Origin of the sequence: Bradyrhizobium sp. ARR65 (assembly GCF_000472385.1) — a bacterium.
Classification (GTDB): Bacteria; Pseudomonadota; Alphaproteobacteria; order Rhizobiales; family Xanthobacteraceae; genus Bradyrhizobium.
In genome coordinates, this window is the sequence record NZ_AWZU01000002.1 from 265,688 (window position 1) to 290,037 (window position 24,350).

Sequence of the window (24,350 nt, forward strand, 5' to 3'; positions counted from 1 at the left end):
CGCTCCTCGAACGTCTCGAGGCTGACGGGCGATCACGCGAGAGAGGCTGATCCGCGCCAGGCCTTTGTTAAACCGCCCTCCACATCAGCGATCCCGAACGCTGGAATTTGTCCGAAGAGACCTACTGTCATGGATGACCATTGGTATTATGCAGAAGCAAGTGACCGATCCTACGGTCCTATGACGATCGAAGAACTCGGTCGCGTTCTCAGCGCCAACGCCAATGCCATCGACTTCTTGGTTTGGTGCCCGGGCATGGTCGATTGGGGAAGAGCTGGTGACCAAATTGCGCTGAGACGCTATTTGCGGCCGCCGCCGATTCCGGCACATCCAGACACGCCGCCGCTGTCGGCTTCAAGCGCCCATCAATCGGCGGTCGATGAAGCGCCTCAATCCATTCGGCTGAACCAGGATGGTTCGAGCCTGCACCCCTGGCGACGATATTTTGCGCGAATGTTCGACCTTTATCTGTTCTGCCTTGTCTTTTTCATGTTCCTGGGACTCGCGTTTCCAAAATTGTTCGCAACCTCCGACAGAGGGCTGGATGCGCTCTACGGGATCTTCGGATCGGCCGCATATGCCGTCTTCGAAGGCTTTTGCATGAACGTATTTGGCTCGACTATCGGAAAACGCCTGTACGGGATTGCGGTCGTCCGTTCGAGTGGCGATGGTCTTCCGTTATCGGTTTCATTCCAGCGATCGTTCGCGGTGTGGGTGCGAGGGCTAGGACTCGGAATTCCCATCGTAACCCTGTTCACTCTGATTACCGCATATCGGACTTTGATGAGAGAGAAGCTGACCTCTTGGGATCGCGATTTCCAGTGCATGGTCATGCATCAAAAATTATCGCCGCGGCGCTGGATTCTGATCCTGTTCGTGTGGGTGCTGGTTGCAGTTGTGTATATGCTTTTGGCCGCTCTGGCGGACACGAAGCCATGAGCGCTGCTTTCGAGCAAAGCTGGTATATGGTCCAGAATGACCAGCCAATCGGCCCGATCCCCGAAGTGGCGTTTCGCCAGCTCATTGCGCAGGGAACGGTACGGTCAAAGGATTTAGTCTGGCGGCGTGGTTTCTCCACCTGGGTGCTCGCCGAGGATGTGCCTGAATTCGCCGAAGCGAACGCAAGCAGGCTGAAGCCACCGCCTTTGCCGAACGGCTCGGTCGTATCCTCACCGCCTGTGCAGCGTCAAACACCGCCGCCCCTTCCTCCGCGATTTGCGACAAGCAATGAGGCCGCAGATAACACCGGGCCAACGGATCAATTCGAGCTTTCTGCCGGTGCGTTCGATCATAATGGTCAGCAGCTCCGTTCCAGGGCTGAACGAACCAAAGATGGCAGCTACCTCATGCGGCATTGGCGTGGGCAACTCTCGTTGCCGACATCATATTGGTTCAACGGATTTCTTGGATATCTGGCGTCGACGCTCGCTGTGGCACTGGTTGGCGCGAGTCGTGCACTGAGGACCGATTACTCTCCTGTGCTCTCGCTATTTTCGATAGTCGGAACATGGACGATCACTCTGGTCGTGCTGTGCTGGCTGGTGGTGGGGGCGTGGCGATCGGCCACGGAATATTCGAAGAAAGGTAAAATCCTTTGGGCGGTTGCTGCGAAACTGTCGTTGTGCATCGCTGCGATTTGCACCCTGATCCAGTTCGGACAACGTGGGCTGCCCGGGATTCGAGAGGTGTACGCAATCTACTCGGGTGACGAAAGGATCGGAAAATATTCGTTCAGAGTGCTGCGCGACGGCGCGGAACTGGAATTCTCGGGAGCTATCAGTTTTGGTGCTTCGAACGAGTTTGCGCGCTTCGTCGAGGCCATGGGCGCATTGAAGATTGTTCATCTCAATTCGCCCGGCGGGCGAATCGAAGAGGCGCAGCGCATCGGCGATATGCTCAAGAAGCGAAACCTGGACACTTATGTCGTGAACTCGTGCCTTTCGGCGTGCACGATCATCTTTCTGAGCGGTCGGAACAGGTATATCACGCGCAACGCCAAAATTGGTTTTCATCAACCCGATTTTGCGGGCCTCACCGATGACGATCGAATGCGGCTGGCAAGAAAGGAAGAACTTCGATTGCAGCGCTTCGGTCTAAGCGCAGAATTTGCGAAGCAAGCCACCAAGGCGCCGCCAAATGAAATGTGGACTCCAACTCCTCAGCAATTGATTGACGAGCGGGTCGCTACAAAAATCGTGGATTCCTCAACTTTCGCGTTATCCGGAATTGATCTGGCGGAAATTTCACCCGAGGGGACGGATGCTCTCCTGCGCGATATCCCGTTGTATGCCGCAATAGCGCGCATCGATGCGGCGGCATATCGAGAAATCTCCCGTCAGATCCTGGATGGATTGCGGCTAGGGAAATCGAGCGGAGAGATGATGGTCCAGGTCGATCCGGTGGTGGAAGAGTTGTTCGAGCGGACTCTACCGCACGCGGCACCGGCACTGCTCACCGAGTACACTGAAATGACGGTGAACCATATCAGGCTCCTCAACGGAGAGGACCCGGCGTTATGCTATGCCTATATGAACCCGCAAAAGGATTCCAACAACCTGTTGGCTAGCTTCGGATCGAAATATCCCGGCCTCGTCGAGGATCAAAACCGAATGAGGACCAAGGTATTTGATTCTGAGCAGCGTGAAAGTACGGCGGAATTGGATAGGGCTACGGTAGATCGAATAGTTGCGGAGACCTTCAAATCCATTGAGAGGCGCTTCGGCAAGGATGTGAGTTTGATCTCAAAGCAACAGTTGAGCCGAAGTGAGTATTTTTCATACTGCAACATGATGGCGGCATTCTACGAAGAGATCTTGCGACTTCCCTTGGCTACCCGAGCTGGCGTCCTGCGAACCCTGTTCCAGTGAAATTGCGTCCAGCGGCGCGATGGCCGTTCGGCCGGATTCGCGTCCGCGACGGTCGTCGTCTTGGCTGGAAGGCGATGCGCGTCTACTTCGTCCCGAACATCCGGTCGCCGGCATCGCCTAAGCCCGGCAGGATGTAGCCGTGGTCGTTAAGCCGCTCGTCGATGGCGGCGGTCCAGATCGGGATATCAGGGTGTTCTTTCTGGAATTGCGCGATGCCTTCGGGGGCTGCGAGCAGGCAGACGAAGCGGATGTCGCGGGCGCCGCGTGCCTTGAGCAGTTCGGCGCCGGCGCAAGCGGAATTGCCGGTCGCCAGCATCGGATCCATCAGCACCACCAGGCGGTCCGACAGATCGTTGGGCGCTTTGAAGAAATATTCCACCGCCTGTAGCGTTTCGGGATCGCGATAAAGCCCGATATGCGCCACCCGTGCCGAGGGGATCAGTGCCAGCATGCCGTCGAGAAAGCCGACGCCGGCGCGCAGGATCGGTGCCAGAGTGAGCTTCTTGCCGGCGATCATCGGTGCCTTCATCGGCGCGAGCGGGGTCTCGATTTCGACCAGCTCCAGCGGCAGGTCGCGCGTGACCTCGTAGCAGAGCAGCATGCCGATCTCGTTCAGGAGCTCCCGAAAACCTTTGATCGAGCGGTCGCGCTCGCGCATCAGCGAGAGCTTGTGCTGAACCAGAGGGTGGGCGACGACGTTGACGCTGGCTGCCATGTCACGAGATGTACATGCTCAAGGCGGCCTTCGCCAGACGGAAACTAATGGTTTTCCCGGCACAGACCAGAGTTTCAGGCGCCGGCCAGCTCAACTAACATCCGGGCAAAAGGGAGGCCAGCATGAGCGGTTCGCAACAAGGTGCGACAGTCCGGTCGATCCAGGAAATCGCAAGCTTCCACGCCCACGTCTATTACGATCCTGCGACAAGCCGGGCACAGGCCGAGCGGTTGCGGGACTGGATCGGCGAGCGCTTTGCGGTCACGCTCGGCCGCTGGCATGATGAGAAGGTCGGCCCGCATGACCAGGCGATGTTTCAGGTGGCCTTTGCTTCGGAGCTTTTCGCCGAGCTGGTGCCATGGCTGATGCTCAATCATGGCTCCCTGAGCATCCTGGTGCATCCGAACACGACCGACCCGCGCCGGGATCATCTGGCCGATGCGTTGTGGATCGGACCGCTACTTGCCTTGCATGGGGACAAGCTGCCGGGGCAGGGCGAGGCGCAACCTGCACCCGCGCCGAACACGGAGCCGACGCTACGGCCTTAAGCGCTCGCGGTGGCGCGAATGGTCGCGGCGAGGGCTTTGAGCGAGGACCTGCTCTGGCGGTCGCTGAGATTGGAATGCAGCACCACATCGCGCGACGGCAGCGTCGGCAAGCCCAGCCGCGGCCCGATATCGATCGTGCCGGGCGGCGCCACGCGTCGACCGAGCGCCGCAACCGCCAGGCCGGCGGAGATGGCCGCTCCGATCGTAGTGACGCCGCCTCCGACAAAGACTTCGGTCCAGGCTATGCCGGCCGCCTTCAGCGCGGCGATCGCCATGCTACGAACGCTGCAGGGCTCGGCTTGGGTTGCGAGCCGCAAGGGCTCACCCGGATGATGTTCAAAATCCGGCGCGGCCATCCAGGCGAAGGCTTCCTCCAAGATGGTCTCGCCGTCCCGCCTGCGGTTGTCATGACGCAGCACGATGGCGGCATCAATGGCCCCCTGCTCGAAATCCGCAAGCACCTCGCGTGAGGTCGACACCCGCATCTCCAGCACGAGGCCAGGCTCGGCACCGCTCATGCGCTTGAGCAGCAGCGGCAGTTCGGCGCCGACGATGTGATGGCTGATGCCCACCACCAGCCGACGCCGTTTGACACCGAAGGCTGACACCGCGCCGTGATGCGCGGCGACCAGGTTTCGCGCTGCTTGCAGGAAGGTGTTGCCATCCGCCGACAGCCGCACCACCCGCGGCGTTCGTTCCAGCAGCCTGCGGCCGAGGCCGTCTTCGAGCCGCTTGATCTTCAAACTCACGGCCGACTGCGTGGTGTCCAGCGCTTCGGCGGCGCGGGTGAAGCTTTTCAAATCCGCGGTCAGGACAAAGGCCTGCACAGCTTCGATATCGAGGGCCTTCATGGTCCAACCATTTAAAATCGAAATCATTGATATAGAAATTGATGTTATTTTGCAATGACCGTCTCGGCGCTATGTCTGGGTCATATCCGGTTTGACTGAAGGAGGAGTCCATGCCGCTCACCCACGTTTCGCTCCGGCGCGGCAAATCCGTCGCCCATCGCAAGGCGCTTCTCGAAGGCATCTATCGCGCGCAACGCGCGGTGTTCGACGTCCCCGAGAACGACCGCTTCATGGTGCTCAGCGAATACGACGAGGCGGATTTCAGTTTTGGCGCCGATTATCTCGGCATCAAGCGCAGTGACGACCTGGTTCTGATCCAGATCACCGTGAGCAACACGCGCCCCCTGGAGAAGAAGAAGGCGCTCTATCGCGAGATCGCGGCCGAGCTCACGAAAGATCCCGGGCTCCGGCCCGAGGACATCTTCATCAACCTGGTCGAGGTGTTGCCAGCGAACTGGTCGTTCGGCCACGGCATCGCGCAATACGCCGAGCAGGGCTGACGGCCATCACCGCTCAAGAGAAAGGTATCCTACCATGATCATCGTCCATTACGGCCACAGGCTGCCGGCCAATTACGATATTGCGCTCATTCGCAAGCGTGCAGCCGAACGCGGGCACCTCTTCGACGCCGTCCCGGAGCTGCACTTCAAGGCTTTTTTATTGCGCGAGCGCGGCCAGTTCGGCGCGATCGCGAGCGAATATTCCTCGCTCTATCTCTGGCGCCAGGGCCAAGGCTTCCGCAATTTCCTGGTCGAGGGTCGTTACAAGTCGGTGACCGACAGTTTTGGCCGCGCTGCGATCGAAACCAGGGTGGCATTGGATGCGCGTAAGGGAAGCGGCCGCGCCGCGCGTTTCCTTTATAAGCAGGAGCAGGACATTCCGCTCGATGCCGATCTGACCTCCGCCTTCGCCGCCGAGATCGAGCGCAACCATGCCGTCGCGCAGGAGCCGGGCACGGTTGCCGCCGCCGTCGGCGTCGACGTGCAGAACTGGAAGTTCACGCGCGTGCTGTTGTCGGAGCACGCGCCAAATGGTGACAAGGGCGGCGTTGCATATCAGGTGCTCTATCTCGCAAAGCCACTGCTCGAGACGCTATCAAGGTAAGGTTTCGTAGGTGGGTTCAGGGGGGAGGGGGATAGTTCGACGCCCGTTTGACTTGAGACGCTTTCTAACCGATCTCCCGCCGCACCAGCGCCGCTGCATCCGCCATCGCCTTCAGCTTGCCGAGTGCCCTGGCGCGCGGCATGTATTTCATACCGCAATCGGGCGCGACGACGAGGCGATCAGCCGCCACATATTTCAGGCCGTTGCGGATGCGATCGGCGATTACGTCAACCGTTTCAATTTCGGGATCGCCGAGGTCGAGCACGCCCAGCATGATCTTCTTGGCTGAGAGATCCTTGAGCACCCCGAGATCGAGCCTGGGCTGCGCCGCCTCGATCGAAATCTGCTCGGCGGTGGTGTCGGCGAGCTCGGAGAGGAAGGAATAGCCGGCCGGCTTGGTCGAGCCCGGCACGACAGCGGCATAGCCGAAGCAGAGATGCACGACAGTCGGCACCTTGATGCCTTCCAGCGCGCGGTTGATGGCCTTGACCGCATAGCGGCGGGCAAGGTCGGGATTGTTGCGCACCCAGGGCTCATCGAGCTGGATGATGTCGGCGCCGGCTTTTTCCAGATCCCGCGCCTCCGCATTGACGGCTTCGGCAAAGGCGAGCGCGAGTTCTTCGTCGTCCTTGTAAAATTCGTTCTTGGCCTGCTGGCTCATGGTGAATGGGCCGGGCAGGGTGATCTTGGCTGAGCGATCGGTGTTGCGGCGAAGGAACTCCATGTCGCGCACCTCCACCGCGCGCGTGCGCCGCACTTTGCCGACCACCCGCGGCACTGGCGTCTCGTGGCCGGAGCGCGAGATGATCATTGCCGGGTTCTCCGCGTCGACGCCTTCGAGCGCGGTGGCAAAGCGATTGGAATAGCTCTCACGGCGGATTTCGCCGTCGGTGACGATGTCGATGCCGGCGCGCTCCATGTCGCGGATCGCGACGATGGTCGCATCATCCTGGGCTTCCTCTAGGTGCTCTTCCGGTAGCCGCCACATGTCGCGCATGCGTGTGCGCGGCACGGATTTGGACAGCATCGCGCGATCGACCAGCCAATCCGGCTGCGGGTAGCTGCCGACCACGGTGGTCGGCAACAGATGCTTCGGCAGGTTCATCCCGGTCTCCTTGCTTCTTGTTGCTTGCGGCGCGGCTTCAGGCTGCACGCGTTGCCGTCGCCGCGACTTCGTCCTTGACAGGGTTGCGCAAGATGCCGATGCCGGAAATCTCGACCTCGACCACGTCGCCGTCCTTCATCCAGAGCGGCGGCGTACGGTAGGCGCCGACGCCGCCGGTCGTCCCGGTGACGATGACGTCGCCGGGCACGAGCTCGGTGAATGTCGAGCAATAGGCGATCAACGCCGGTACATCGAACACCAGGTCCGAGATCGGCGCGGCCTGCACCTCGACGCCATTCAGTCGGGTCGCGATATTGAGCTTGCTGACGTCGGGAATTTCGTCGGTCGTTACCATCCACGGGCCGAAGGCGCCGGTGCCGACAAAATTCTTGCCCGGCGCGAATTGCGAGGTGTGCCGCTGCCAGTCGCGGATGCTGCCGTCATTGTAGCAGGCATAGCCCGCGATATGGCGCAGTGCGCTTTCGCGAGGAATGCGGCGGCCGCCTTTGCCGATCACGACCGCGAGCTCGCCCTCATAGTCGAAGCGCTCCGATTCCAGCGGCCGGATCATCGGCTGGCCGCCGCCCACCTGGCTGTTGGCGAAGCGCGTGAAGATCATCGGATGGACCGGCTTGGGATGGCCGCTTTCGGCAAGGTGCGTGGCGTAGTTCACGCCGATGCAGAAGATCTTGTCGGGATCGGGAACGGTCGGCAGCAGTTCGATCTCGGACAGCGCGCAATCGGGACGCTCGCTCCTGAGCGCGGCAAGCTCGTCGAGCGATCCCTTGCTCAGCAGCGTCTTGAGCGTGGGATAGGCCCCAAAGCGCTTGCCGGCGTCGATGATGCCCGCGTCGGTGATGATGCCGTAGCTTGCGGCTGCGCCTTTCCTGAAACTTGCAATCTTCATTATCGGATACTTTCCTCGATGGTTGAAACATAGGCGTCGATGGGCCGCACGATTGTGCCTGCACTGATCGGCACGCAAGCCGGCGGAAAATCCTGGCGGAAGCGGGCGCCAGCCTTATCGGCGGCGTCGAGAAACTCCTCGAGACGGTCCATCGCGCCGGTCGGCAGGTCGTGCAGCACCATCAATGTCCACTCTTGCGCGCGACATTGATCCAGCGCACGGTTGACCCAGCCATGCGGATCGTCCCAGTCGCGCGGGATAGCGTTCCAGAGCACGCAGGAATATTGATCGCGCGCGAGATAGCTGACGATGGAAGGCTTCAGCAGCCGGTCATCGAGATTGCCGCCGCCGCCAAATGGGCGAAACCAGCGCTTTTTATGCGCGAGGTCACCGATCAGGGCCTGCGTCCGGCCGATCTCGTGCTCGGCGCACGCGGGATCGTGCTGCTGCCCAAGCGGCAGCGAATGGGTGTAGGTGTGATTGCCGATCCAGTGGCCTTCGTCACGAGCGCGCGAGGCGAGCCGCCGGCGCGCGGGGTCGTCCAGCTTCCGTCCGATCACGAAGAAGGTCGTCTTGATGCCGCGCTCGCGCAAGATATCGAGCACGCGCGGGGTGACGTCCGGTTCCGGGCCATTGTCGAAAGTGAGGGTGAGATCGAACACGTCCTGCACTCCGTCACGTCGCCGGCTGCATCGCGCCGGTTGCGACGTCGTCGTCGGTGGCTTGCGCGCCGCGCGTGCCGGTCTGCCAGATCGCGCATTTGCGCTCGATCCATTTGATGGCGGCATTGAACGCAACCGCCATGGCGAGCACCAGGAGCACGCCGGCAAAGACATGCGGGCTGTCGAGGATAGTGCGGTAGCGCGAGATCAAGTAGCCGATCCCGGCGGACGAGATCAGCATTTCCGAGACGACCACGCCGACGATGACCAGCGCGCCACCGATGCGCAAGCCTGACAGCACGGTCGGGATCGCCGCCGGCAGCACAACGCGGACAAGCCGCTGGGTGAGCGTCGCACCCATGCTGCGGGCAGCGAGCAGGAGCTGCGGATCGATAGTCTGGATGCCCGCGGCGGTCGCGAGCATGGTCGGCAGAAAGCCGTATATGGAGGCGAACGCGATCTTGGATTCCGAGCCGATGCCGAGCCACACCGTGAAGACGGGATAGAGGATGACCAACGGTACGGCGTAGAGGCTCGACACCATCGGCATGATCAGCACGCGCGGGCGCGGCAGGCTGCCGACCAGGGCGCCGAGCAGGATGCCGCCGCCGCAGGCGAACGCCATGGACACGCCGACCTCGTACAGCGTCACCAGCAGCGCCTGGCCATATTCGCCGGCTTCCGTGAAGCCCGCCTTCAGTGTCGATGATAACGAGGGCAGGAACAGTTCCGGCACGAGGCCGGTGCGCGGCAGGATTTCCCAGAGCGCAATCAGGGCGATGACGATCAGCCGGCGCAACGTGCTTGGCTTCATGCGCGCCTCACGCCGATTTCCGGATGTGCCGCCAGATGCGGTCGCGTAAGCTGCTGAAGGCGTCTCCGCTCAGCATTTCATAGGTGCGCGGCCGCGGCAGCGGGATCTGCAACTGATCGACGATGCGTCCCGGGCGCGCCGACATCACCACCACCTCGTCGGCGAGGTAAACGGCTTCGGTGAGGCTGTGGGTGACGAACACGACGGTCTTGCCGGTGGCGGCCCAGATCCGCAGAAGCTCGTCGCCCATGGTCATCCGGGTCTGCTCGTCGAGCGCCGCGAACGGCTCGTCCATCAACAGCACAGGGGGATCCTGCACCAGGCCGCGCGCGATCGAGACGCGCTGCTTCATGCCGCCCGACAGTTCTTGAGGATGACGCTTGCCGAAGCCCTCAAGGCCGACCAGCTTGAGCGCTTCCTCCGCCCTGGCGCGCCGCTCGGCCTTGGACACGCCCCGCAGCGCCAGCGGGAACTCGACATTGTCCTCGGCCGTGAGCCAGGGGAACAGGCTCGCTTCCTGGAACACCACGCCGACGCGGTCGGGGTCGGGTTGGGTGATCGGGGTGCCGTTGATCAGAATGGTGCCGGAGGTCGGCTGCCGCAGGCCGGCGAGCATCATCAACAGCGTCGACTTGCCGCAGCCGCTCGGCCCGACCAGCACGACAAAGCGCCCCGGCTTGATGTCGAGCGAAACCTGCGACAGTGCGAGTACGTCCTGGCCACGCGCCTTGTAGACCTGACCGACGTCGTTGATCTGGATCGCGCCGGCGCGTGGCGGAGATCTCAGCGGCGTTACGTTCGCCAATGGCTGCATCGCGTTTCCACCCATCTGATCATTTCGTTGAAGGCAATAGCGATGACGGCGATCATCACCACGCCCGCCAGGAGCTGCTTCATCTGGAAATTTTCGCCCCAGGTGGCGATCTGGTGCCCGATGCCGTCGCGTGAGGCGTACATCTCCGCCAGGATGACACCGGTGAGATTGAAGATCATTGAGATGCGCAGCGCCTCGAGCAGCACCGGCAGCATGCTCGGCAGATAGACGCGCCAGGCGGTCTGTATCGCTGTCGCGCCGTAGGAGCGGGCGACGGTAAGATATTCGACCTTGATCGACTCCACCGCCGTCGTTGTCGACATGATGACGATGAAAATGGTGGAGAAAAAGCCGAAGCCGACCTTCTGCGAAAAGCCGACGCCGAACACCAGGATAAACATCGGCAGGAATATCGATTTTGGAATCGAGAAGGCGAAGAACAAAAGCGGCTTGGTCACATCCGCGAAATAGCGGTTTTCCGCGACCAGAAAGCCGATCAGGGCGCCCACGGGCACCGCGAGCGCGAATGCGGCCAGCACCTCGGTTGCGGTGACCAGGAGATCGTTGCGGACGCTGGCGCGCCGCAAGAGATCGCAGAGCGTCGCCAGCGTGTCGGACGCAGAGGGTAAGAGCCGCGGATTGACGATGCCCATCCGCGACAGCACTTCCCACAGTGCAAACAGCGCAAGGACGATTGCGATCCGCGCCAGGGTGTTGGTCATGCGCTCCATCGCGTGCATCGTCTCACGGTTTGGTCGGGACCGGCTTGAACTGCGTGGAGATGACCTCCTCCGTCGGCACGATGTCCTTCAGCCCGCCGAACTTCGCGAGATCGAGCGAAAGCTGCACCGCCTCGACCACGTTGGGCGCCGCCATGTTGCCGTCGGTCTCCAGGTTCATGATGGTGTTGTCGTATTCCATCGCGGCGATCTCGGCTGGCATTTCGTAGAGCTCCGCAATCAGCTTGACCGTGACCTCGCGGTTGTTGCGCATGAACGCGACCGCGCCGTAAAGCGCATTCAGCGCCTTCTGCACCACCTCGGGCTTTGCTTGCGCGTATTTGTCGAGCACGATCCAGCCCGCGGTGAGGTTCGGCGGCACCTCCTTGGCATAGTCGAGAATGGTCTTGGCATCGCCCGATTTCAGAACCTGGAAGCTGAGCGGGGAATAGACCACCGCCGCATCGACATTGCCCGCCATCAGGTTCGGCACCAATCCCCCGCCGCCGACCGGCACGCGGGTGAAGTCGATCTTCTTGTCCTGGATGGTCCAGAGCGCGAGCAGGTCGGAGCCCGATCCGGCTGAGGTGATCCCGACCTTCCTGCCGTTCAGATCCTTCACGCCCAATGTCGATTTAGCCGGTACCATCAATTGCCAGCCGAAATTGCCCATTGCGGCGTTGGCCACGATCTTCGACATCACGCCTTTCTTGCGCCCGGCCGAGACCAGTGAGGGCGGATCGAGGATGATGTCGGCTGCGCCCGCTGCCATCGCCTCGAATGTCTCGGCCCCGCCGCGATAGATCGTGAGTTCCGCGCCGATGCCTTCCTTTTCGAACAGTTTTTGCCGCACCGCCGTTTCCGCGATCGTCGTCGGCCAATAGGTCTTGGTCGGCAGGCCGACCCGGATGGTCTCGGAAGAGGCGGCAGCCGGAAGCGCGAGCAGGACCAAGGCGAAAACAGAGTTGACAACAGAGGCGAGGCCGTGACGGCGGCTGATGTGCATTCGATGTTCCTCCCGATGACTGGTTTTGTTGTTCTGGTGCTGGAATCGTGCGCGGCGCGTCAGGTCTTGCCGCTCACCTCCGCGATGCGCGGCGCGCCGAGTTCGACGAATTCCATGGTGACGGAAAAGTGCCGTGCGAGCGCGGCGACCGCGGCATCCACATCGCGCTTGCGCACGGCATCCACGATTGCGGCATGCTCGGCTTCGACGTCACGTGGCTTGTCGGCCTGACGGCGCAGCGCCAGGCGGCGATAGCGTTCGCTCTGCTCGTGCAGCACGTCGCGAAAACCGAGCAGCCACTGCGAGCCACAGGCGTTGACCAGCGCGCGATGAAAGACGCGGTGGCGGACGACCCATTCTTCGTAGTGAACGCCGGGGTCATCAGGATAGCGATAGGGCACGGCCTTCAGGGCTTCCCAGGCGGCTTCCACCGCGTTGAGCCAGCACGCATCGCCGCGCTCGATCGAGCGGCGCAAGGCGAGGCCTTCGATGTCGATCCGGGTCTGCGTGACGTCGGCGAGGTCGGCCAGCGACACCGGGCTCACGCGAAAGCCGCGCTGGTCCGAGGCCTGCACCAGCCCATCCGCCACCAGCCGCGACAGTGCCTCGCGCACGGCGGCGAGGCTGACGGAGAATTGCTTGGCAAGGCCCGCGATATGCAGCTTTTGGCCCGGCAGCAGCCGCGTGGCGAGAATGTCCGCCCGCAGCCGTTCCTGAACGGCCGAGGTCAGGCTGCGCGGGCGTTCTTCGGTGCCGCCCCCTCCAAAACTCAGTCCGACGCTCTCCATCCCGCCAGAATGACAACACGACAAGCGATCGTCAATCGAAAATCGATTTTTTTCAGCAGCGGCGCCCGTTTGCAGCTACCAAATGTCTCTGGGCTTGGGCTAAACCGCTGACAGCGCGCGAGGGTGCGCGCCATCAAGCCGGGTTGATGAGAAACATGAATAGTGAAGCACGATCCCGCGGGAGCGAAGCCACCTCTGAATTCGACTACATCATCGTTGGCGCGGGCTCAGCCGGTTGCGTGCTCGCCAACCGGCTCTCGGCCGACGGCAAGCACTCGGTGCTCCTGCTGGAGGCCGGGCCGAAAGACAAGAACATCTGGATCCACGTGCCGCTCGGTTACGGCAAGCTGTTCAAGGAAAGGACCGTCAACTGGATGTACCAGACCGAGCCCGAGCCGGGGCTCGGCGGCCGGCAGGTGTTCCAGCCGCGCGGCAAGGTGCTGGGCGGATCGAGCTCGATCAACGGCCTGCTTTATGTGCGCGGCCAGCACGAGGATTACGATCGCTGGCGCCAGCTTGGCAACACCGGCTGGGGCTTCGACGACCTGCTGCCCTATTTCAAAAAGGCCGAGAACCAGTGCCGCGGCGCCGATCAGTATCACGGCGCGGCCGGGCCGCTGCCGGTCTCGGATTGGCGCCACGCCGATCCGCTCTCGGAGGCCTTTGTCAAAGCCGCTGTCGAAGCCGGTATTCCCTATAATCCCGATTTCAACGGCGCGACCCAGGAAGGCGCGGGATTTTTTCAGACCACCACACGGAAGGGCCGGCGCGCCAGCACGGCGGTTGCGTACCTACGCCCCGCGCTGCACCGAGGCAATCTGCGCGTCGAGACCTCGGCGCTGGGCCAGCGCGTGCTGTTTGATGGCCGCCGCGCGGTCGGCGTGGAATACCGGCAAGAGGGTATCGTGCGCACGGCACGGGCGCGCAAGGAGGTCGTGCTCTCCGGAGGCGCCTATAATTCGCCGCAGCTCCTGCAGCTCTCGGGCGTCGGACCTGCGCAATTGCTGAAGCGGCACGGCATCGACGTCGTACTCGATGCGCCCGGGGTCGGCAACGATCTGCAGGACCATCTGCAGGTACGGCTGGTGACGCGCTGCGCACAGCGAATCACGCTCAACGACATCGTCAATCATCCGCTGCGCCGTATCTGGGCCGGCGTGCATTATGGGCTCTTGCGCAAGGGCGCGCTGACGATTGCCGCGGGCACTTCCGGTGCGTTCTTCAAGACCAGTCCGCGCCTGGCGACGCCGGATATTCAGATCCACTTCATCCCATTCTCGACCGACAAGATGGGCGAGAAGCTGCATTCCTTCTCCGGCTTCACCGCCTCGGTGTGCCAGTTGCGCCCCGAGAGCCGCGGCTCGCTTCGCATCAAGAGCGCCGACCCGACCGCGCCGCCGGAAATCCGCATCAATTACCTGGCAACCGAGACCGATCGCCGCGCGTTCATCGACGGCATCAGGATTTTGCGAAAAATCCTGGCGGCGCCCGCGCTAAAGTCGTACTGCGCGGGTGAAGTGTATCCGGGACCGAATGTTACGAGCGACGATGATCTGCTGGAGTTTTGCCGGCAGACGGGCTCGACGGTCTATCATCCGACCTCGACCTGCCGGATGGGCAATGATCCGCTCGCGGTGGTCGACCAGCGCCTGCGCCTGCGCGGCATCGAGGGCTTGCGGGTGGTCGATGCCTCGATCATGCCGGACCTTGTGTCCGGCAATACCAATGCGCCGGTGATCATGATTGCGGAGAAGGCCTCCGATATGATCTTGCAAGATGGGCGATGACGCGGGAGCGCTTGTAGTGGATGGTCGTTTGCGGATCGGGACGCGAAAGAGCGCAATGGCGCTGGCCCAGACGGAGGAGATCGCGCGCCGGCTGACCGCATCCATGCCCGGCCTTGAGGTCGAAGTGGTCAAGTTCGACACCACCGGCGACATCGACCAGACCAGCAAGCTGTTGCCGCATGGCGGCAAGGGTGGTGCCTTCGTGGCGCAGATTCGCGCCGCCGTGCTGAAGGGCGAACTGCAGGCGGCGATGCACTCGCTCAAGGACATGCCGGGCAATGAGGACACGCCGGGGCTGGTGATTGGCGCGACCCTGTCGCGCGATCCGCCGGGGGACGTGCTGGTGCTGCGTCCTGGCCTGTCGGTCGAGAAGCTGCAGCGCTCGCGCGGCAAAGGCCTTAAACTCGGTACCAACGCGGTGCGGCGCGCGGCCTACGCGCGGCGGCTATTTCCGGATGTCGAGGTGATCCATTTTCGCGGCGCGGCCGATACCCGCATACGCAAGCTGGATCAGGGCGAGAGGCAGCGTCTGCCCGATGGCGGCGCGGTGGGGCCTGCGGATGCCCTGATCATGGCGCGCTCCGGGCTGGAGCGCGTCGGTCTCGCCCATCGCATCGCATACGAATTTGCCGCCGCCGAGATGCTGCCCGCGGTTGGGCAAGGGATCGTTGCCGTGGAGTGCGCGGCCGCGGACTGGCGGACGCGCGAACTGCTCTCCAGCATCGACGACGCCGACGCGCGCGCCTGCGCCGACGCCGAACGCGAGGTGCTGTGGGTGCTCAACGGTCACTGCAATTCGCCGATCGCGGGATTTGCAGAGATCAAGGCTGCGGAGATGTTGCTGCGCGCGTCGGTGCTGGATTTGGGCGGCGGTGTCATTATTGAAGCATCGCGCACCGGTCTCGCCAGCCGCCCGCGCGAATTAGGTCGCGCGGTGGCGTTCGATCTCCTGGCGAAAGGTGCTGCCGAGATCATCGAGCGCAGCAGGCCAAGGTAAGGCTTAGGGTCGATCGGTTGGACAAACTCCACCGTCATCATCCGCAAAAGCGGATGATCCAGTACGCTGCGGCCTTTCGCTTTTACTATTGACGTCGGTGGTTACTGGGTTTCCCGTCTGCGCGGGGCATGATGCCTACGGCTGCTCATCCCTTATACCTTCGCACCCGCCCCACCATTTGCTCGACATGCGCGATCGGGGTCTCCGGCAGGATGCCGTGGCCGAGATTGAAGATCAGCCGGCCGGCCGCATAATTTTCCAGCACATCGTCGACCGCGGCATCGAGCGCGGTGCCGCCCGCGATCAGCGCCAGCGGATCGAGATTGCCTTGCACGGCAAGCTTGCTCTGTACCTGCGCGCGGATCATGGCGGGCTCCGCCGCCCAGTCGATACTCACGGCATCGACGCCGGTCGCCGCGACATAGGCCGGCAGCAGCGCGCCGGCACCGCGGGGAAAGCCGATGATCTTCGCGTCGGGTCTTTGTTTGCGCACGCCTTCGACAATGCGCCGGGTCGGCTCGATCGCCCAGCGTTCGAATTCGCGCACCGGCAATACGCCGGCCCAAGTGTCGAAAATCTGCAAGGCGTCGGCGCCGGCCTCGAGCTGGCCGAGCAGATAGTGTACCGAGTTCTCGACCAGCGCGTCGATGATCTTGGAAAACGCGTCGGGATGGCGATAGGCGAGGAGCCGCGCCGGCGCCTGGTCCGGCGTGCCGTGGCCCGCGACCATGTAGGTCGCGACCGTCCACGGCGCGCCGCAGAAGCCGATCAGCGCAACGTCGGAGGCGAGTGCGCCGCGCACCCGTCGCAGCGCCTCGAAAACCGGTTCGAGCTTCTTGAAATCGGCCTCGCGCGCGAGCTGGCCGATCTTGTCGGGCGTATCCAGCGGACCGAGCCGCGGCCCCTCGCCGGCTTCGAAGACGACGTTACGGCCGAGCGCGTAGGGAATGACCAGGATGTCGGAGAAGATGATCGCCGCATCGAAATTGAACCGGCGGATCGGCTGCAGCGTGACCTCGGCTGCGAGTTCGGGCGTGAAGCAGAGATCGAGGAAGCCGCCGGCCTTGGCGCGCACCTCGCGATATTCCGGCAAATAACGACCGGCCTGCCGCATCATCCAGAGCGGCGGCACGTTCTGCCTGCGCCCCGCGAGCACATCGAGAAAGGGCTTGGGTGACGACATGGAATTCAAGCGCAGGCTCCGCGGGCGAGGGATCGTTGTTCCCTGATACACCGCCGATGCCGGCTTGGCCAACCCGGGCCTATCGCCGCGGTCGCATGGGAACCGACCTCATCCGATTTTGCCCGGAACGCGCCTCCAGCGCGCGCGTTGGTTAGGCATTGGGTTGAGGAGCTCCGGAGGCTCATCATGGCCGACAAGTTCAATCCTGCGCCACGCGACAAGCTCGCTGCTGATCCGCGGGAGGCCCAGCAGCTGGACCAAGAACTCCATGCGAAACTCGAAACCGGCCTGGTCGACACCTTTCCGGCGTCGGACCCGGTGAGCGCTGCGCAGCCGGCACCGACCAGGCACGACCGCCATCCCAAGCGGAAACACGACAACAACGACCGTTAGCCCTTAACCGTTAGCCCTTGAGGGCGGCAGGCAATCAGTAATGCGGCGGCGGCTCGTTGGTTGGTCGTGGCAGGCCGGCCTCCGCCTCCAGCAAACGCTCGTTCAAATGCGCGATCTTGCGCTTGAGCGCGTCGATTTCCCGCCACTGGGTGGTGACCGTTTCGTTCAGTGTCTCGATCGTGGCGTCCTGGAACATCAGGCGCGCCTCGAGCGCATCGATGCGGTTTTCCAATGAGAGGTCACTCATTGACACCTCGTTCGCGTGAACGTTCCTTGAGGCCATGGCCGAGTGCGACGCGCTCGTCGAACACAAAACACTCGCCACGCCAGCGGCTTTCGGCCTCACTCACGTCCTCCAGATATTTGAGGATGCCGCCCTTGAGATGATAGACCTCGCGAAAGCCGCGCGCCAAGAGATGGCTGCTCGCCTTTTCGCAGCGGATGCCGCCGGTGCAGAACATCGCGATCTTGCGATGCTTTTCGGGATCGAGCTTTTGGGCGACAAATTCCTTGAATTCTCCGAAGCTCGCGATTTGGGGATCGACCGCACCTTCGAAGGTGCCCATTGCGACCTCGAACGCGTTGCGCGTGTCGATCACGAGCGTGTCTTCGCTTGCGATCAGCGCATTCCATTCGGACGGGTCGACATAGATCCCGACCTGGCGGTTCGGATCGGCCGCCGCATCGCCGAGCGTAACGATCTCCTTCTTCAGCCGGATCTTGAGGCGTCCGAACGGCATCGCTCGTGCCCTGGAGAATTTCAGCTCGAGGCGATCGAGGCGGCCGCCGAACAGCGCACCGCCTCGTAGTTCAGTCACGAGTGCGTCAATACCATGGTCCGGACCCGCGAGCGTGCCGTTGATGCCTTCTTCCGCCAGCAGCATGCTGCCTTTCAGTGCAAGTCCTGCGCAGATCATGCGCAGCGGTTCGCGCAACGCGCGAAAATCGGGCAACGACGTGAACTGATAGAACGCAGCGACCTTGTAGGACATCTCGTGAGCACGGGGGCAGATATGGAGCAGAGATGAGCGCGGTTTAGCAGGGGTCAAAGGCCCGCTCAATGAACCCGGCTCCGCGACCGACATGGCATCCATTCGCTGGCATACCAGCCATTGCAGAAGACTATATGAATGTGTCATGAAAGCGCGGTTCCGCCGCCAAGTCGCCGGAAAACAACGCTAAAGTGAGCCTGTTTATGAGGAATTTCCAACTCGCCGGCCGCTCCACGGTCCATGCCCAAAACGCGATGGTGGCGACGTCGCATCCGCAAGCAGCGCTGGCGGCGATCGAGGTGCTCAAAGCGGGCGGCACCGCGGCGGACGCTGCGGTTGCGGCCTGCGCGCTCCTAGGCGTGATCGAGCCGCAATCGACCGGCATCGGCGGCGATTGCTTTGCGCTGATCCAGCCTCGCGGCGAGGGCAAGATCACGGCCTATAACGGCTCGGGCCGCGCGCCAAAGGCGGCGAACGCCGATTGGTACCTGGAGCGCGGCATCCGCGCGGTGCCACTGACTTCGGCGCATGCGGTGAGCGTCCCCGGCGCGATCGATGCCTGGGAAACCATTTTGCGCGATTACGGCAAGTTCGGCCTCGACCGCCTGCTGCAGCCGGCGATCAAGGCAGCGGAGGAGGGCTACGTCGTCGCGCCGCGCGTCGCCTTCGACTGGAAGAACCAATTCGAGAAACTGAAAAAGGGTACCAACGCCGAGCGCTATCTCCTGCCGCAAGGCAAGCCCGCCGTCGCCGGCGACGTGATCCGCCAGCCCGAGCTCGGCAAGACCCTGCGCGCGATTGCCGCCAGGGGCCGCGACGCCTTCTACACCGGCGAGATCGCCGAAGACATGGTGGAGACGCTGCGCGGCATCGGCGGCCTGCACACACTGGAGGACTTCGCGGCCCACACCACCGAAGTGACCTCGCCGATCGGCACCCTCTATAAGGGCCTCGACGTCTGGCAGTGCCCGCCCAATGGGCCCGGTATCACCATGCTGGTGATGCTCAACATCCTCTCGCGCTTCGATCTTAGGAAATTTGCGCCTGTTAGCGTCGGGCGCTTCCATCTCGAGGCGGAAGCCGCGCGCATCGCTTACATGATCCGCGAGGAAAACGTCGCGGATCCCGCCCATATGAAGGTGGATGTGGCAAAGATTCTGGCGAAAGAATTCGCCGAAGAATACATCAGCCGCATCCGCATGGATGGCGTGCTCGAGCTGCCCAATGTGGCGCCGCCAATGAACCCGTCGACCATTTACGTCACAGTGGTGGATAAGGATCGCAACGCCTGCTCCTTCATCAATTCCATCGCGCATGCCTTCGGCTCCGCCATCGTCTCCAACAAGACCGGCGTGCTGCTGCAGAACCGTGCCGGCGGTTTCCGCATCCAGCCCGGCCATCCCAACTGCATCGCCGGCGGCAAGCGGCCGCTGCACACGATCATTCCGAGCCTCGTGACGAAGAATGGCCGTGCCCTGATGCCGTTCGGCGTGATGGGCGGGCAGTACCAGCCGGTCGGTCAGGTTCATGTGTTGACCAACATGCTCGACTATGGCTGCGACGTGCAGGAGGCGATCGATATGCCGCGCGGCCTGCATTACGAAGGCGTCTACCAGCTCGAGGATGGCGTGCCGGCTGAGGTCGTCGAAGGCCTCAAGAAGCTCGGGCACAAGACCACCAGCGTCGTCTCGCCGCTCGGCGGCGGACAGGCGATCTGGATCGACTGGGAGAAGGGCACGCTCACCGGCGGTTCCGATCCCCGCAAAGACGGCTGCGCGCTGGGTTATTGAGGCGCGCTGGATTATTGTTGTCAAAGCGGGAGAGCAGCCGCCGGCGAGGCCGCTGCTCTCTCGAGGGACCGTAACCCCTCACCCGGATCGCATCATTCGATGCGGTCCGACCTCTCCCATCGGGAGAGGTGAACGAGATTGCTCCAGCGGCTTGCATGAATCTCAGCACCATGGGGGACCGCGCCCTCGCGATTGTAGGGCACGTGCCGTGCACGCCGGAACCTTCGTTCCATCAGCGAAAGTTGAAAAGCTCAGTCGCTTAATTCGTCGCGGCGCAGGCGCGTCCGCGGAACGGGGCCGGTTATCCCTAGTTAGGACGGGCAGGCGCGCAGGCGTGCGCGCCGCTTCTATTTTCAGCGGCGGAGGCCGTCCATGTCCGACAAATCCTCTTCCTCCAACGCATCGGGTTTCAATCGCCGCGCCTTCATGGCCGCAGCCGCGGGAACGGCCGTGGCGGCGCCTCTCACCGCGCGTGCCGCGGGACCGGCGGCAACGCCAAGCGCGGCGCAAGATCCGCAACTTCCCGTCGACCTCACGCTGAGGGTCAACGGCCAGAACAGGCAACTTAATCTCGACGCGCGCACCACGGTGCTGGATGCGCTGCGCGAGCGGCTCGGATTCACCGGCAGCAAGAAGGGCTGCGACCACGGCCAGTGCGGCGCCTGTACGGTGTTGATCGACGGCCGTCGGGTGCTGTCGTGCCTCACGCTCGCGCTTGTCGCGCAAGGTCACGAGATCACGACCATCGAAGGTCTCGCCGATGGCGACAAGCTGCATCCGATGCAGCAAGCCTTCATCGATCAGGACGCTTTCCAGTGCGGCTATTGCACGCCGGGACAGATCGTGTCGGCGGTCGCTTGCGTGAAAGAGGGACACGCCAATAGCGACGACGACATCCGCGAGTATATGAGCGGAAACATCTGCCGCTGCGCCGCCTATCCGAACATCGTTGCGGCCATCAAACAGGCCGCGCCCGAAATCCTGAAAGGCTAGCCCGATGCAACCGTTCGTCTTTCAAAGTGCCAATGATCCCTCAGCCGCCATGCAGGCCTTAGCCGCGAGCGGCGGGAACAATGTTACGGAAGCGCCGGTGCAGGCGCTCGCGGGCGGCACCACGCTGATCGATCTGATGAAGCTCGATGTCATGCGGCCAAGCACCGTGATCGACATCAATCCGCTGTCGGGTGCGTGGTCGCAGATCAATCTCGAGGGCGAGAATTTGCGCTTGGGTGCGATGGCCCGGATGGCGGATGTTGCCGCTCATCCGGAAATCCAGAAGGCTTATCCCGTTGTCGCGGACTCGCTCAAACTCGCCGCGAGCGCGCAATTGCGCAACATGGCGACGCTCGGGGGCAATGTTCTGCAGCGCACGCGCTGCACCTATTTCCGCGACATCAGCTATGGCAATTGCAACAAGCGCAATCCCGGCTCGGGCTGCGCAGCGATGGAGGGCGTCAACCGCATGCATGCGGTGCTCGGTACATCAGACCAATGCATCGCGACGTATGCGGGCGATTTCGCGCAGAGCCTGATTGCGCTGGACGGCACCGTGGAGATCATCGGCAAATCGGGCACGCGCAGCATTGCGTTCGCGCAACTGCACAGGCAGCCGGGTAACTCACCGCAGATCGAGACGACGCTTGCGCCGGGCGAGCTGATCTCGGGCTTCATGATTCCCGGCCGTTGGCCCCGCTCAGTATATCTCAAAGCGCGCGACCGGCAGTCCTATGAGTTCGCATTGGCCTCGGCAGCGGTCGCGCTCGACATGCAAAACGGCGTCGTGCGCGACGCGCGCCTGGCGCTCGGCGGCGTCGCGACCGTGCCATGGCGGGCGCGTGAGGCGGAAGGGCTGCTGAAGGAGCAGAAATTCGACGACGCGCTGGCCGAGCGCGTCGCGGATGCCGCCTTTGCTGGCGCGACGCCGCGCCATCACAACGCCTTCAAGATCGCGCTCGGCAAGCGCGTGGTGGCGCGGGCGCTGTACCAGGCCGCAACGATGGAGGTGTGACCATGTCGACCGCCGCTCCCGCGCCAAAAGCCAATATGGGCCAGCCGGTGCCGCGCTATGACGGCGTCGCCAAAGTGACCGGACACGCGCAATATGCCGCGGACGTCCCGCTCGCCAATCCGGCTTACGCCTATCTCGTCACCAGCAGCATCGCCAAGGGCCGCATTGACGGTTTTGATCTTACCGAGGCCAAGACCATGCGCGGGGTGATCGATATCTTCACGCATGAGAATGCAGAGAAACTGAAGGAGATAAAATTCTTCAGCAATGGCGGCTATGCGTCCACCACGATCGTTCCGCTCAATTCGCCCGAGATTGCGCATGAAGGCGAGATCGTGGCCGTGGTTGTCGCCGAGACCTTTGAGGCGGCGCGCGATGCAGCGCATCGCGTCAAGGTGAAATACACGGCGGAGACGCCGACCACGACGTTCGATTCGCCCGGCACCACGTCGGCGCGCGCCAAGGGTCAGAACGCGATGTTCAAGGAGGATCCGAAGGTCGGCGACTTCGCCAACGCCTTCGATCAGGCCGAGGTAAAGTTCACCGCGACTTACGAGACGCCGACGCAGCACCACAATCCCATGGAGCTGTTTGCCACCAGCTGCGTGTGGAACGGTGATCAGCTCACGATCTACGAACCGAGCCAGTTCGTCTACGGGCTGAAGAACGGCGTCGCCCAGCAGCTCGGCATCGATGCCGACAAGGTGCGGGTGATCAATGCCTATGTCGGTGGCGCCTTCGGGTCCAAGGGCTCGACCACGCCGCGCACCGCGATCATCGCCTCCCTCGCCCGGCGGCTGAACCGGCCGGTGAAGCTGGTCGCAAGCCGCGATCAGGGGTTTACCATTGCGACCTATCGTGCCGAGACGCGCCATGACATCCAGATCGGCGCAAGTCGGGACGGCAGACTGGTCGCGCTGCGCCATGAAGGCGAGGAGATTTCCTCGCGCGCCGACGCCTATTGCGTCGGCGGCACCAAGACCACGACGCGCCTCTATGCTTGTCCGAATGTCGACAGCCTGGTGTCCATCGTGCGCGCCGACCGCAACACACCGGGTTTCATGCGCTCGCCGCCCGAAGTGCCCTATGTGTTCGCGCTGGAAAGCGCGATGGACGAGCTTGCGGTGGAGCTGAAGATGGACCCCATCGAGCTGCGCCGCGTCAACGATACCACCAAGGAGCCGATTTCCGGCAAGCCCTATACCTCGCGTTCGCTGATGGCCTGTTTCGACGAGGGCGCCAAGACCTTCGGCTGGGACAAGCGCGCGGCGACGCCGAAATCGCTTGCCGACGGCGATTGGCTGATCGGCTATGGCTGCGCGACCGCCTGCTACCCGACGCAAATGGGTGCGGCGGCGGCGCGGGTGCGGCTGCAGCGCGACGGTCGCGCACGGGTCGAGATCGCCGGCCACGACCTCGGCACCGGGGCGTACACCGTGATCGCGCAGGCCGCCGCGGAACGGCTGGGGATTCCTTATGAGAAGGTGTCGGTCTCGCTTGGCGACACGCGCCTGCCGCCGGCGCCCGTTGCGGGCGGCTCGAACTCGACCGCGAGCACCTGCTCGGCCGTGATCACGGTGTGCGACCAGATCCGGCATCGCCTGTTCCAGGCGCTGATGCCGAACGAGACGCTGGCGGACAAGGCCAAGGAGACGGTGGGCGTTGGTCAGACGCCGGCAAGCAAGGCGGAGCAGAGCGGTCAGCCGCTCGACCGAGAGAAAGCGTTCGATGCGCTCGGCGTCAGCGCGATCGAGGAATATGGCGAATGGAAGCCGGAAGGCGCGCCGAAGGACTCATTGCAAGCGCTGCACAGTGGCCTCGTGCGCATGGTCGGCGGCCCTGATCTGGGCGGCAAGATCGCTTATGCCTTCGGCGCGGAATTCGTCGAGTTGAGGGTGAACAGGTTCACCCACGAAATTCGCGTACCGCGCCTTGTCGGTGCCTTTGCGGCGGGCCGCATCATGAATCCGCGCACGGCGCGCAGCCAGCTCATGGGCGGGTTGATCTGGGGCATGTCGTCAGCGCTGTTCGAGGCGACCGAGCTCGACGAGCGCTATGCGCGCTATGTGAATGACAATCTTGCCGATTACCTCGTCCCGGTGAATGCGGACACGCCGAGCGTCGACGTGATCCTGCTCTCCGAGACCGACGAACATATCGATCCCGCGGGCGTGAAGGGACTTGGCGAACTCGGCAATGTCGGCACCGCAGCCGCCGTTTGCAACGCGATCTACAACGCCACCGGCCAGCGCATCCGCAAGCTGCCAGTGCGGCTGGAGAAGATCGAGGTGTAGATATCA

The 24,350-nt window shown here is 63.0% G+C and carries 25 protein-coding genes; 12 read left to right on the top strand and 13 right to left on the bottom strand.

What is annotated here, in order from left to right; genetic code table 11:
• Positions 1-129 precede the first annotated feature (129 nt).
• Both F758_RS46305 and F758_RS46310 read left to right on the top strand, forming a co-directional pair.
• The gene (locus tag F758_RS46305; protein WP_084305078.1) at positions 130-939 is read left to right on the top strand and encodes an RDD family protein; all 810 of its coding nucleotides are present in this window, start codon (positions 130-132) and stop codon (positions 937-939) included.
• Positions 936-2,867, top strand: coding sequence for a GYF domain-containing protein (locus tag F758_RS46310; protein WP_024506621.1), 1,932 nt, complete (start codon positions 936-938; stop codon positions 2,865-2,867). The genes F758_RS46305 and F758_RS46310 overlap by 4 nt, the downstream gene beginning before the upstream one ends.
• Before the next feature lie 82 nt (positions 2,868-2,949).
• Here F758_RS46310 and upp read toward each other — a convergent pair whose 3' ends face one another.
• A complete protein-coding gene (gene upp, locus F758_RS0103900) occupies positions 2,950-3,582 on the bottom strand; it encodes a uracil phosphoribosyltransferase (RefSeq protein WP_024506622.1) in 633 nt (210 codons plus the stop codon).
• Between the two features lie 122 nt (positions 3,583-3,704).
• Here upp and F758_RS0103905 point away from each other — a divergent pair, with 122 nt between their 5' ends.
• Positions 3,705-4,130: a DOPA 4,5-dioxygenase family protein gene (locus F758_RS0103905; protein WP_024506623.1), complete on the top strand. Its 426-nt coding sequence runs from the start codon at positions 3,705-3,707 to the stop codon at positions 4,128-4,130.
• On the opposite strand, the gene F758_RS0103910 is transcribed toward F758_RS0103905, so the two are convergent.
• On the bottom strand, positions 4,127-4,981 hold the full coding sequence (locus F758_RS0103910; protein WP_024506624.1) for a LysR family transcriptional regulator: 855 nt from the start codon (positions 4,979-4,981) through the stop codon (positions 4,127-4,129). The two genes, F758_RS0103905 and F758_RS0103910, sit on opposite strands and share 4 nt — an antisense overlap.
• Before the next feature lie 110 nt (positions 4,982-5,091).
• On the opposite strand from F758_RS0103910, the gene F758_RS0103915 reads away from it, so the two are divergent.
• Both F758_RS0103915 and F758_RS0103920 read left to right on the top strand, forming a co-directional pair.
• Entirely contained in the window at positions 5,092-5,481 is a 390-nt protein-coding gene (locus F758_RS0103915) for a tautomerase family protein (protein WP_024506625.1), read from the top strand.
• Between the two features lie 34 nt (positions 5,482-5,515).
• Positions 5,516-6,085, top strand: a complete 570-nt coding sequence (locus F758_RS0103920) for a DUF4865 family protein (protein WP_024506626.1) — start codon at positions 5,516-5,518, stop codon at positions 6,083-6,085.
• Between the two features lie 64 nt (positions 6,086-6,149).
• On the opposite strand, the gene F758_RS0103925 is transcribed toward F758_RS0103920, so the two are convergent.
• Genes F758_RS0103925 through F758_RS0103960 form a run of 8 tightly spaced genes read right to left on the bottom strand, consistent with a single transcriptional unit; the run spans position 6,150 to position 12,900 of the window.
• The gene (locus F758_RS0103925; protein ID WP_198026405.1) at positions 6,150-7,190 is read right to left on the bottom strand and encodes a uroporphyrinogen decarboxylase family protein; all 1,041 of its coding nucleotides are present in this window, start codon (positions 7,188-7,190) and stop codon (positions 6,150-6,152) included.
• A 37-nt stretch (positions 7,191-7,227) separates the two neighbouring features.
• Entirely contained in the window at positions 7,228-8,097 is an 870-nt protein-coding gene (locus F758_RS0103930) for a fumarylacetoacetate hydrolase family protein (RefSeq protein WP_024506628.1), read from the bottom strand.
• The gene (locus tag F758_RS0103935; RefSeq protein WP_024506629.1) at positions 8,097-8,759 is read right to left on the bottom strand and encodes a polysaccharide deacetylase family protein; all 663 of its coding nucleotides are present in this window, start codon (positions 8,757-8,759) and stop codon (positions 8,097-8,099) included. Before F758_RS0103935 ends, F758_RS0103930 begins: the two co-directional genes overlap by 1 nt.
• A gap of 13 nt (positions 8,760-8,772) precedes the next feature.
• On the bottom strand, positions 8,773-9,573 hold the full coding sequence (locus F758_RS0103940; protein WP_024506630.1) for an ABC transporter permease: 801 nt from the start codon (positions 9,571-9,573) through the stop codon (positions 8,773-8,775).
• Positions 9,574-9,580: 7 nt separating this feature from the next.
• The gene (locus tag F758_RS0103945) at positions 9,581-10,387 is read right to left on the bottom strand and encodes an ABC transporter ATP-binding protein (RefSeq protein WP_051386651.1); all 807 of its coding nucleotides are present in this window, start codon (positions 10,385-10,387) and stop codon (positions 9,581-9,583) included.
• Positions 10,366-11,109 carry an ABC transporter permease gene (locus F758_RS0103950; RefSeq protein ID WP_245286415.1) on the bottom strand — a complete coding sequence of 248 codons (744 nt, stop codon included), beginning with the start codon at positions 11,107-11,109 and terminating at the stop codon, positions 10,366-10,368. Before F758_RS0103950 ends, F758_RS0103945 begins: the two co-directional genes overlap by 22 nt.
• 22 nt (positions 11,110-11,131) lie before the next feature.
• Positions 11,132-12,112, bottom strand: a complete 981-nt coding sequence (locus F758_RS0103955) for an ABC transporter substrate-binding protein (RefSeq protein ID WP_024506633.1) — start codon at positions 12,110-12,112, stop codon at positions 11,132-11,134.
• 59 nt (positions 12,113-12,171) lie between these two features.
• Positions 12,172-12,900, bottom strand: a complete 729-nt coding sequence (locus F758_RS0103960; RefSeq protein ID WP_024506634.1) for a GntR family transcriptional regulator — start codon at positions 12,898-12,900, stop codon at positions 12,172-12,174.
• Between the two features lie 155 nt (positions 12,901-13,055).
• Between F758_RS0103960 and F758_RS0103965 the strand changes: the two genes are divergently transcribed.
• Positions 13,056-14,687 (top strand): GMC family oxidoreductase, encoded by a 1,632-nt coding sequence (locus F758_RS0103965; protein ID WP_024506635.1) that lies wholly within the window; start codon positions 13,056-13,058, stop codon positions 14,685-14,687.
• Complete coding sequence (hemC, locus tag F758_RS0103970; protein ID WP_051386653.1) at positions 14,677-15,684, top strand: hydroxymethylbilane synthase; 1,008 nt, start codon at positions 14,677-14,679, stop codon at positions 15,682-15,684. Before F758_RS0103965 ends, hemC begins: the two co-directional genes overlap by 11 nt.
• Before the next feature lie 145 nt (positions 15,685-15,829).
• Here hemC and hemE read toward each other — a convergent pair whose 3' ends face one another.
• Positions 15,830-16,867 (bottom strand): uroporphyrinogen decarboxylase, encoded by a 1,038-nt coding sequence (hemE, locus tag F758_RS0103975; protein ID WP_035720645.1) that lies wholly within the window; start codon positions 16,865-16,867, stop codon positions 15,830-15,832.
• 186 nt (positions 16,868-17,053) lie between these two features.
• On the opposite strand from hemE, the gene F758_RS0103980 reads away from it, so the two are divergent.
• Positions 17,054-17,260, top strand: a complete 207-nt coding sequence (locus F758_RS0103980; RefSeq protein ID WP_024506638.1) for a hypothetical protein — start codon at positions 17,054-17,056, stop codon at positions 17,258-17,260.
• 34 nt (positions 17,261-17,294) lie between these two features.
• Here F758_RS0103980 and F758_RS0103985 read toward each other — a convergent pair whose 3' ends face one another.
• Positions 17,295-17,507, bottom strand: coding sequence for a SlyX family protein (locus F758_RS0103985; protein WP_198026406.1), 213 nt, complete (start codon positions 17,505-17,507; stop codon positions 17,295-17,297).
• Positions 17,500-18,252: an oxygen-dependent tRNA uridine(34) hydroxylase TrhO gene (gene trhO, locus F758_RS0103990; protein WP_024506640.1), complete on the bottom strand. Its 753-nt coding sequence runs from the start codon at positions 18,250-18,252 to the stop codon at positions 17,500-17,502. The genes F758_RS0103985 and trhO overlap by 8 nt, the downstream gene beginning before the upstream one ends.
• A 203-nt stretch (positions 18,253-18,455) precedes the next feature.
• Between trhO and ggt the strand changes: the two genes are divergently transcribed.
• The 4 genes from ggt to F758_RS0104010 all read left to right on the top strand — a co-directional run bounded on the left by ggt (position 18,456) and on the right by F758_RS0104010 (position 24,344).
• Complete coding sequence (gene ggt, locus F758_RS0103995; protein WP_024506641.1) at positions 18,456-20,042, top strand: gamma-glutamyltransferase; 1,587 nt, start codon at positions 18,456-18,458, stop codon at positions 20,040-20,042.
• A 372-nt stretch (positions 20,043-20,414) separates the two neighbouring features.
• Positions 20,415-21,035: a (2Fe-2S)-binding protein gene (locus F758_RS0104000; protein ID WP_024506642.1), complete on the top strand. Its 621-nt coding sequence runs from the start codon at positions 20,415-20,417 to the stop codon at positions 21,033-21,035.
• 4 nt (positions 21,036-21,039) lie between these two features.
• The gene (locus F758_RS0104005; RefSeq protein ID WP_024506643.1) at positions 21,040-22,050 is read left to right on the top strand and encodes an FAD binding domain-containing protein; all 1,011 of its coding nucleotides are present in this window, start codon (positions 21,040-21,042) and stop codon (positions 22,048-22,050) included.
• 2 nt (positions 22,051-22,052) lie between these two features.
• A complete protein-coding gene (locus F758_RS0104010; protein WP_024506644.1) occupies positions 22,053-24,344 on the top strand; it encodes a xanthine dehydrogenase family protein molybdopterin-binding subunit in 2,292 nt (763 codons plus the stop codon).
• Positions 24,345-24,350 lie beyond the last annotated feature (6 nt).

Excerpts from the sequence above, each read along its gene's own strand:
- F758_RS0103915 (WP_024506625.1), top strand. The coding sequence starts at position 5,092 with ATGCCGCTCACCCACGTTTCGCTCCGGCGCGGCAAATCCGTCGCCCAT.
- F758_RS0103930 (WP_024506628.1), bottom strand. The coding sequence starts at position 8,097 with ATGAAGATTGCAAGTTTCAGGAAAGGCGCAGCCGCAAGCTACGGCATC.
- F758_RS0103905 (WP_024506623.1), top strand. The coding sequence starts at position 3,705 with ATGAGCGGTTCGCAACAAGGTGCGACAGTCCGGTCGATCCAGGAAATC.
- F758_RS0103980 (WP_024506638.1), top strand. The coding sequence starts at position 17,054 with ATGGCCGACAAGTTCAATCCTGCGCCACGCGACAAGCTCGCTGCTGAT.
- F758_RS0103920 (WP_024506626.1), top strand. The coding sequence starts at position 5,516 with ATGATCATCGTCCATTACGGCCACAGGCTGCCGGCCAATTACGATATT.
- F758_RS0103965 (WP_024506635.1), top strand. The coding sequence starts at position 13,056 with ATGAATAGTGAAGCACGATCCCGCGGGAGCGAAGCCACCTCTGAATTC.
- hemC (WP_051386653.1), top strand. The coding sequence starts at position 14,677 with ATGGGCGATGACGCGGGAGCGCTTGTAGTGGATGGTCGTTTGCGGATC.
- hemE (WP_035720645.1), bottom strand. The coding sequence starts at position 16,867 with ATGTCGTCACCCAAGCCCTTTCTCGATGTGCTCGCGGGGCGCAGGCAG.
- F758_RS0103950 (WP_245286415.1), bottom strand. The coding sequence starts at position 11,109 with ATGACCAACACCCTGGCGCGGATCGCAATCGTCCTTGCGCTGTTTGCA.
- F758_RS0103985 (WP_198026406.1), bottom strand. The coding sequence starts at position 17,507 with ATGAGTGACCTCTCATTGGAAAACCGCATCGATGCGCTCGAGGCGCGC.
- F758_RS0104005 (WP_024506643.1), top strand. The coding sequence starts at position 21,040 with ATGCAACCGTTCGTCTTTCAAAGTGCCAATGATCCCTCAGCCGCCATG.
- F758_RS46305 (WP_084305078.1), top strand. The coding sequence starts at position 130 with ATGGATGACCATTGGTATTATGCAGAAGCAAGTGACCGATCCTACGGT.
- F758_RS0103960 (WP_024506634.1), bottom strand. The coding sequence starts at position 12,900 with ATGGAGAGCGTCGGACTGAGTTTTGGAGGGGGCGGCACCGAAGAACGC.
- F758_RS0103925 (WP_198026405.1), bottom strand. The coding sequence starts at position 7,190 with ATGAACCTGCCGAAGCATCTGTTGCCGACCACCGTGGTCGGCAGCTAC.
- trhO (WP_024506640.1), bottom strand. The coding sequence starts at position 18,252 with ATGTCCTACAAGGTCGCTGCGTTCTATCAGTTCACGTCGTTGCCCGAT.
- F758_RS0103955 (WP_024506633.1), bottom strand. The coding sequence starts at position 12,112 with ATGCACATCAGCCGCCGTCACGGCCTCGCCTCTGTTGTCAACTCTGTT.
- ggt (WP_024506641.1), top strand. The coding sequence starts at position 18,456 with ATGAGGAATTTCCAACTCGCCGGCCGCTCCACGGTCCATGCCCAAAAC.
- F758_RS0103945 (WP_051386651.1), bottom strand. The coding sequence starts at position 10,387 with ATGCAGCCATTGGCGAACGTAACGCCGCTGAGATCTCCGCCACGCGCC.
- F758_RS0104010 (WP_024506644.1), top strand. The coding sequence starts at position 22,053 with ATGTCGACCGCCGCTCCCGCGCCAAAAGCCAATATGGGCCAGCCGGTG.
- F758_RS0104000 (WP_024506642.1), top strand. The coding sequence starts at position 20,415 with ATGTCCGACAAATCCTCTTCCTCCAACGCATCGGGTTTCAATCGCCGC.
- F758_RS0103910 (WP_024506624.1), bottom strand. The coding sequence starts at position 4,981 with ATGAAGGCCCTCGATATCGAAGCTGTGCAGGCCTTTGTCCTGACCGCG.
- F758_RS46310 (WP_024506621.1), top strand. The coding sequence starts at position 936 with ATGAGCGCTGCTTTCGAGCAAAGCTGGTATATGGTCCAGAATGACCAG.
- F758_RS0103940 (WP_024506630.1), bottom strand. The coding sequence starts at position 9,573 with ATGAAGCCAAGCACGTTGCGCCGGCTGATCGTCATCGCCCTGATTGCG.
- upp (WP_024506622.1), bottom strand. The coding sequence starts at position 3,582 with ATGGCAGCCAGCGTCAACGTCGTCGCCCACCCTCTGGTTCAGCACAAG.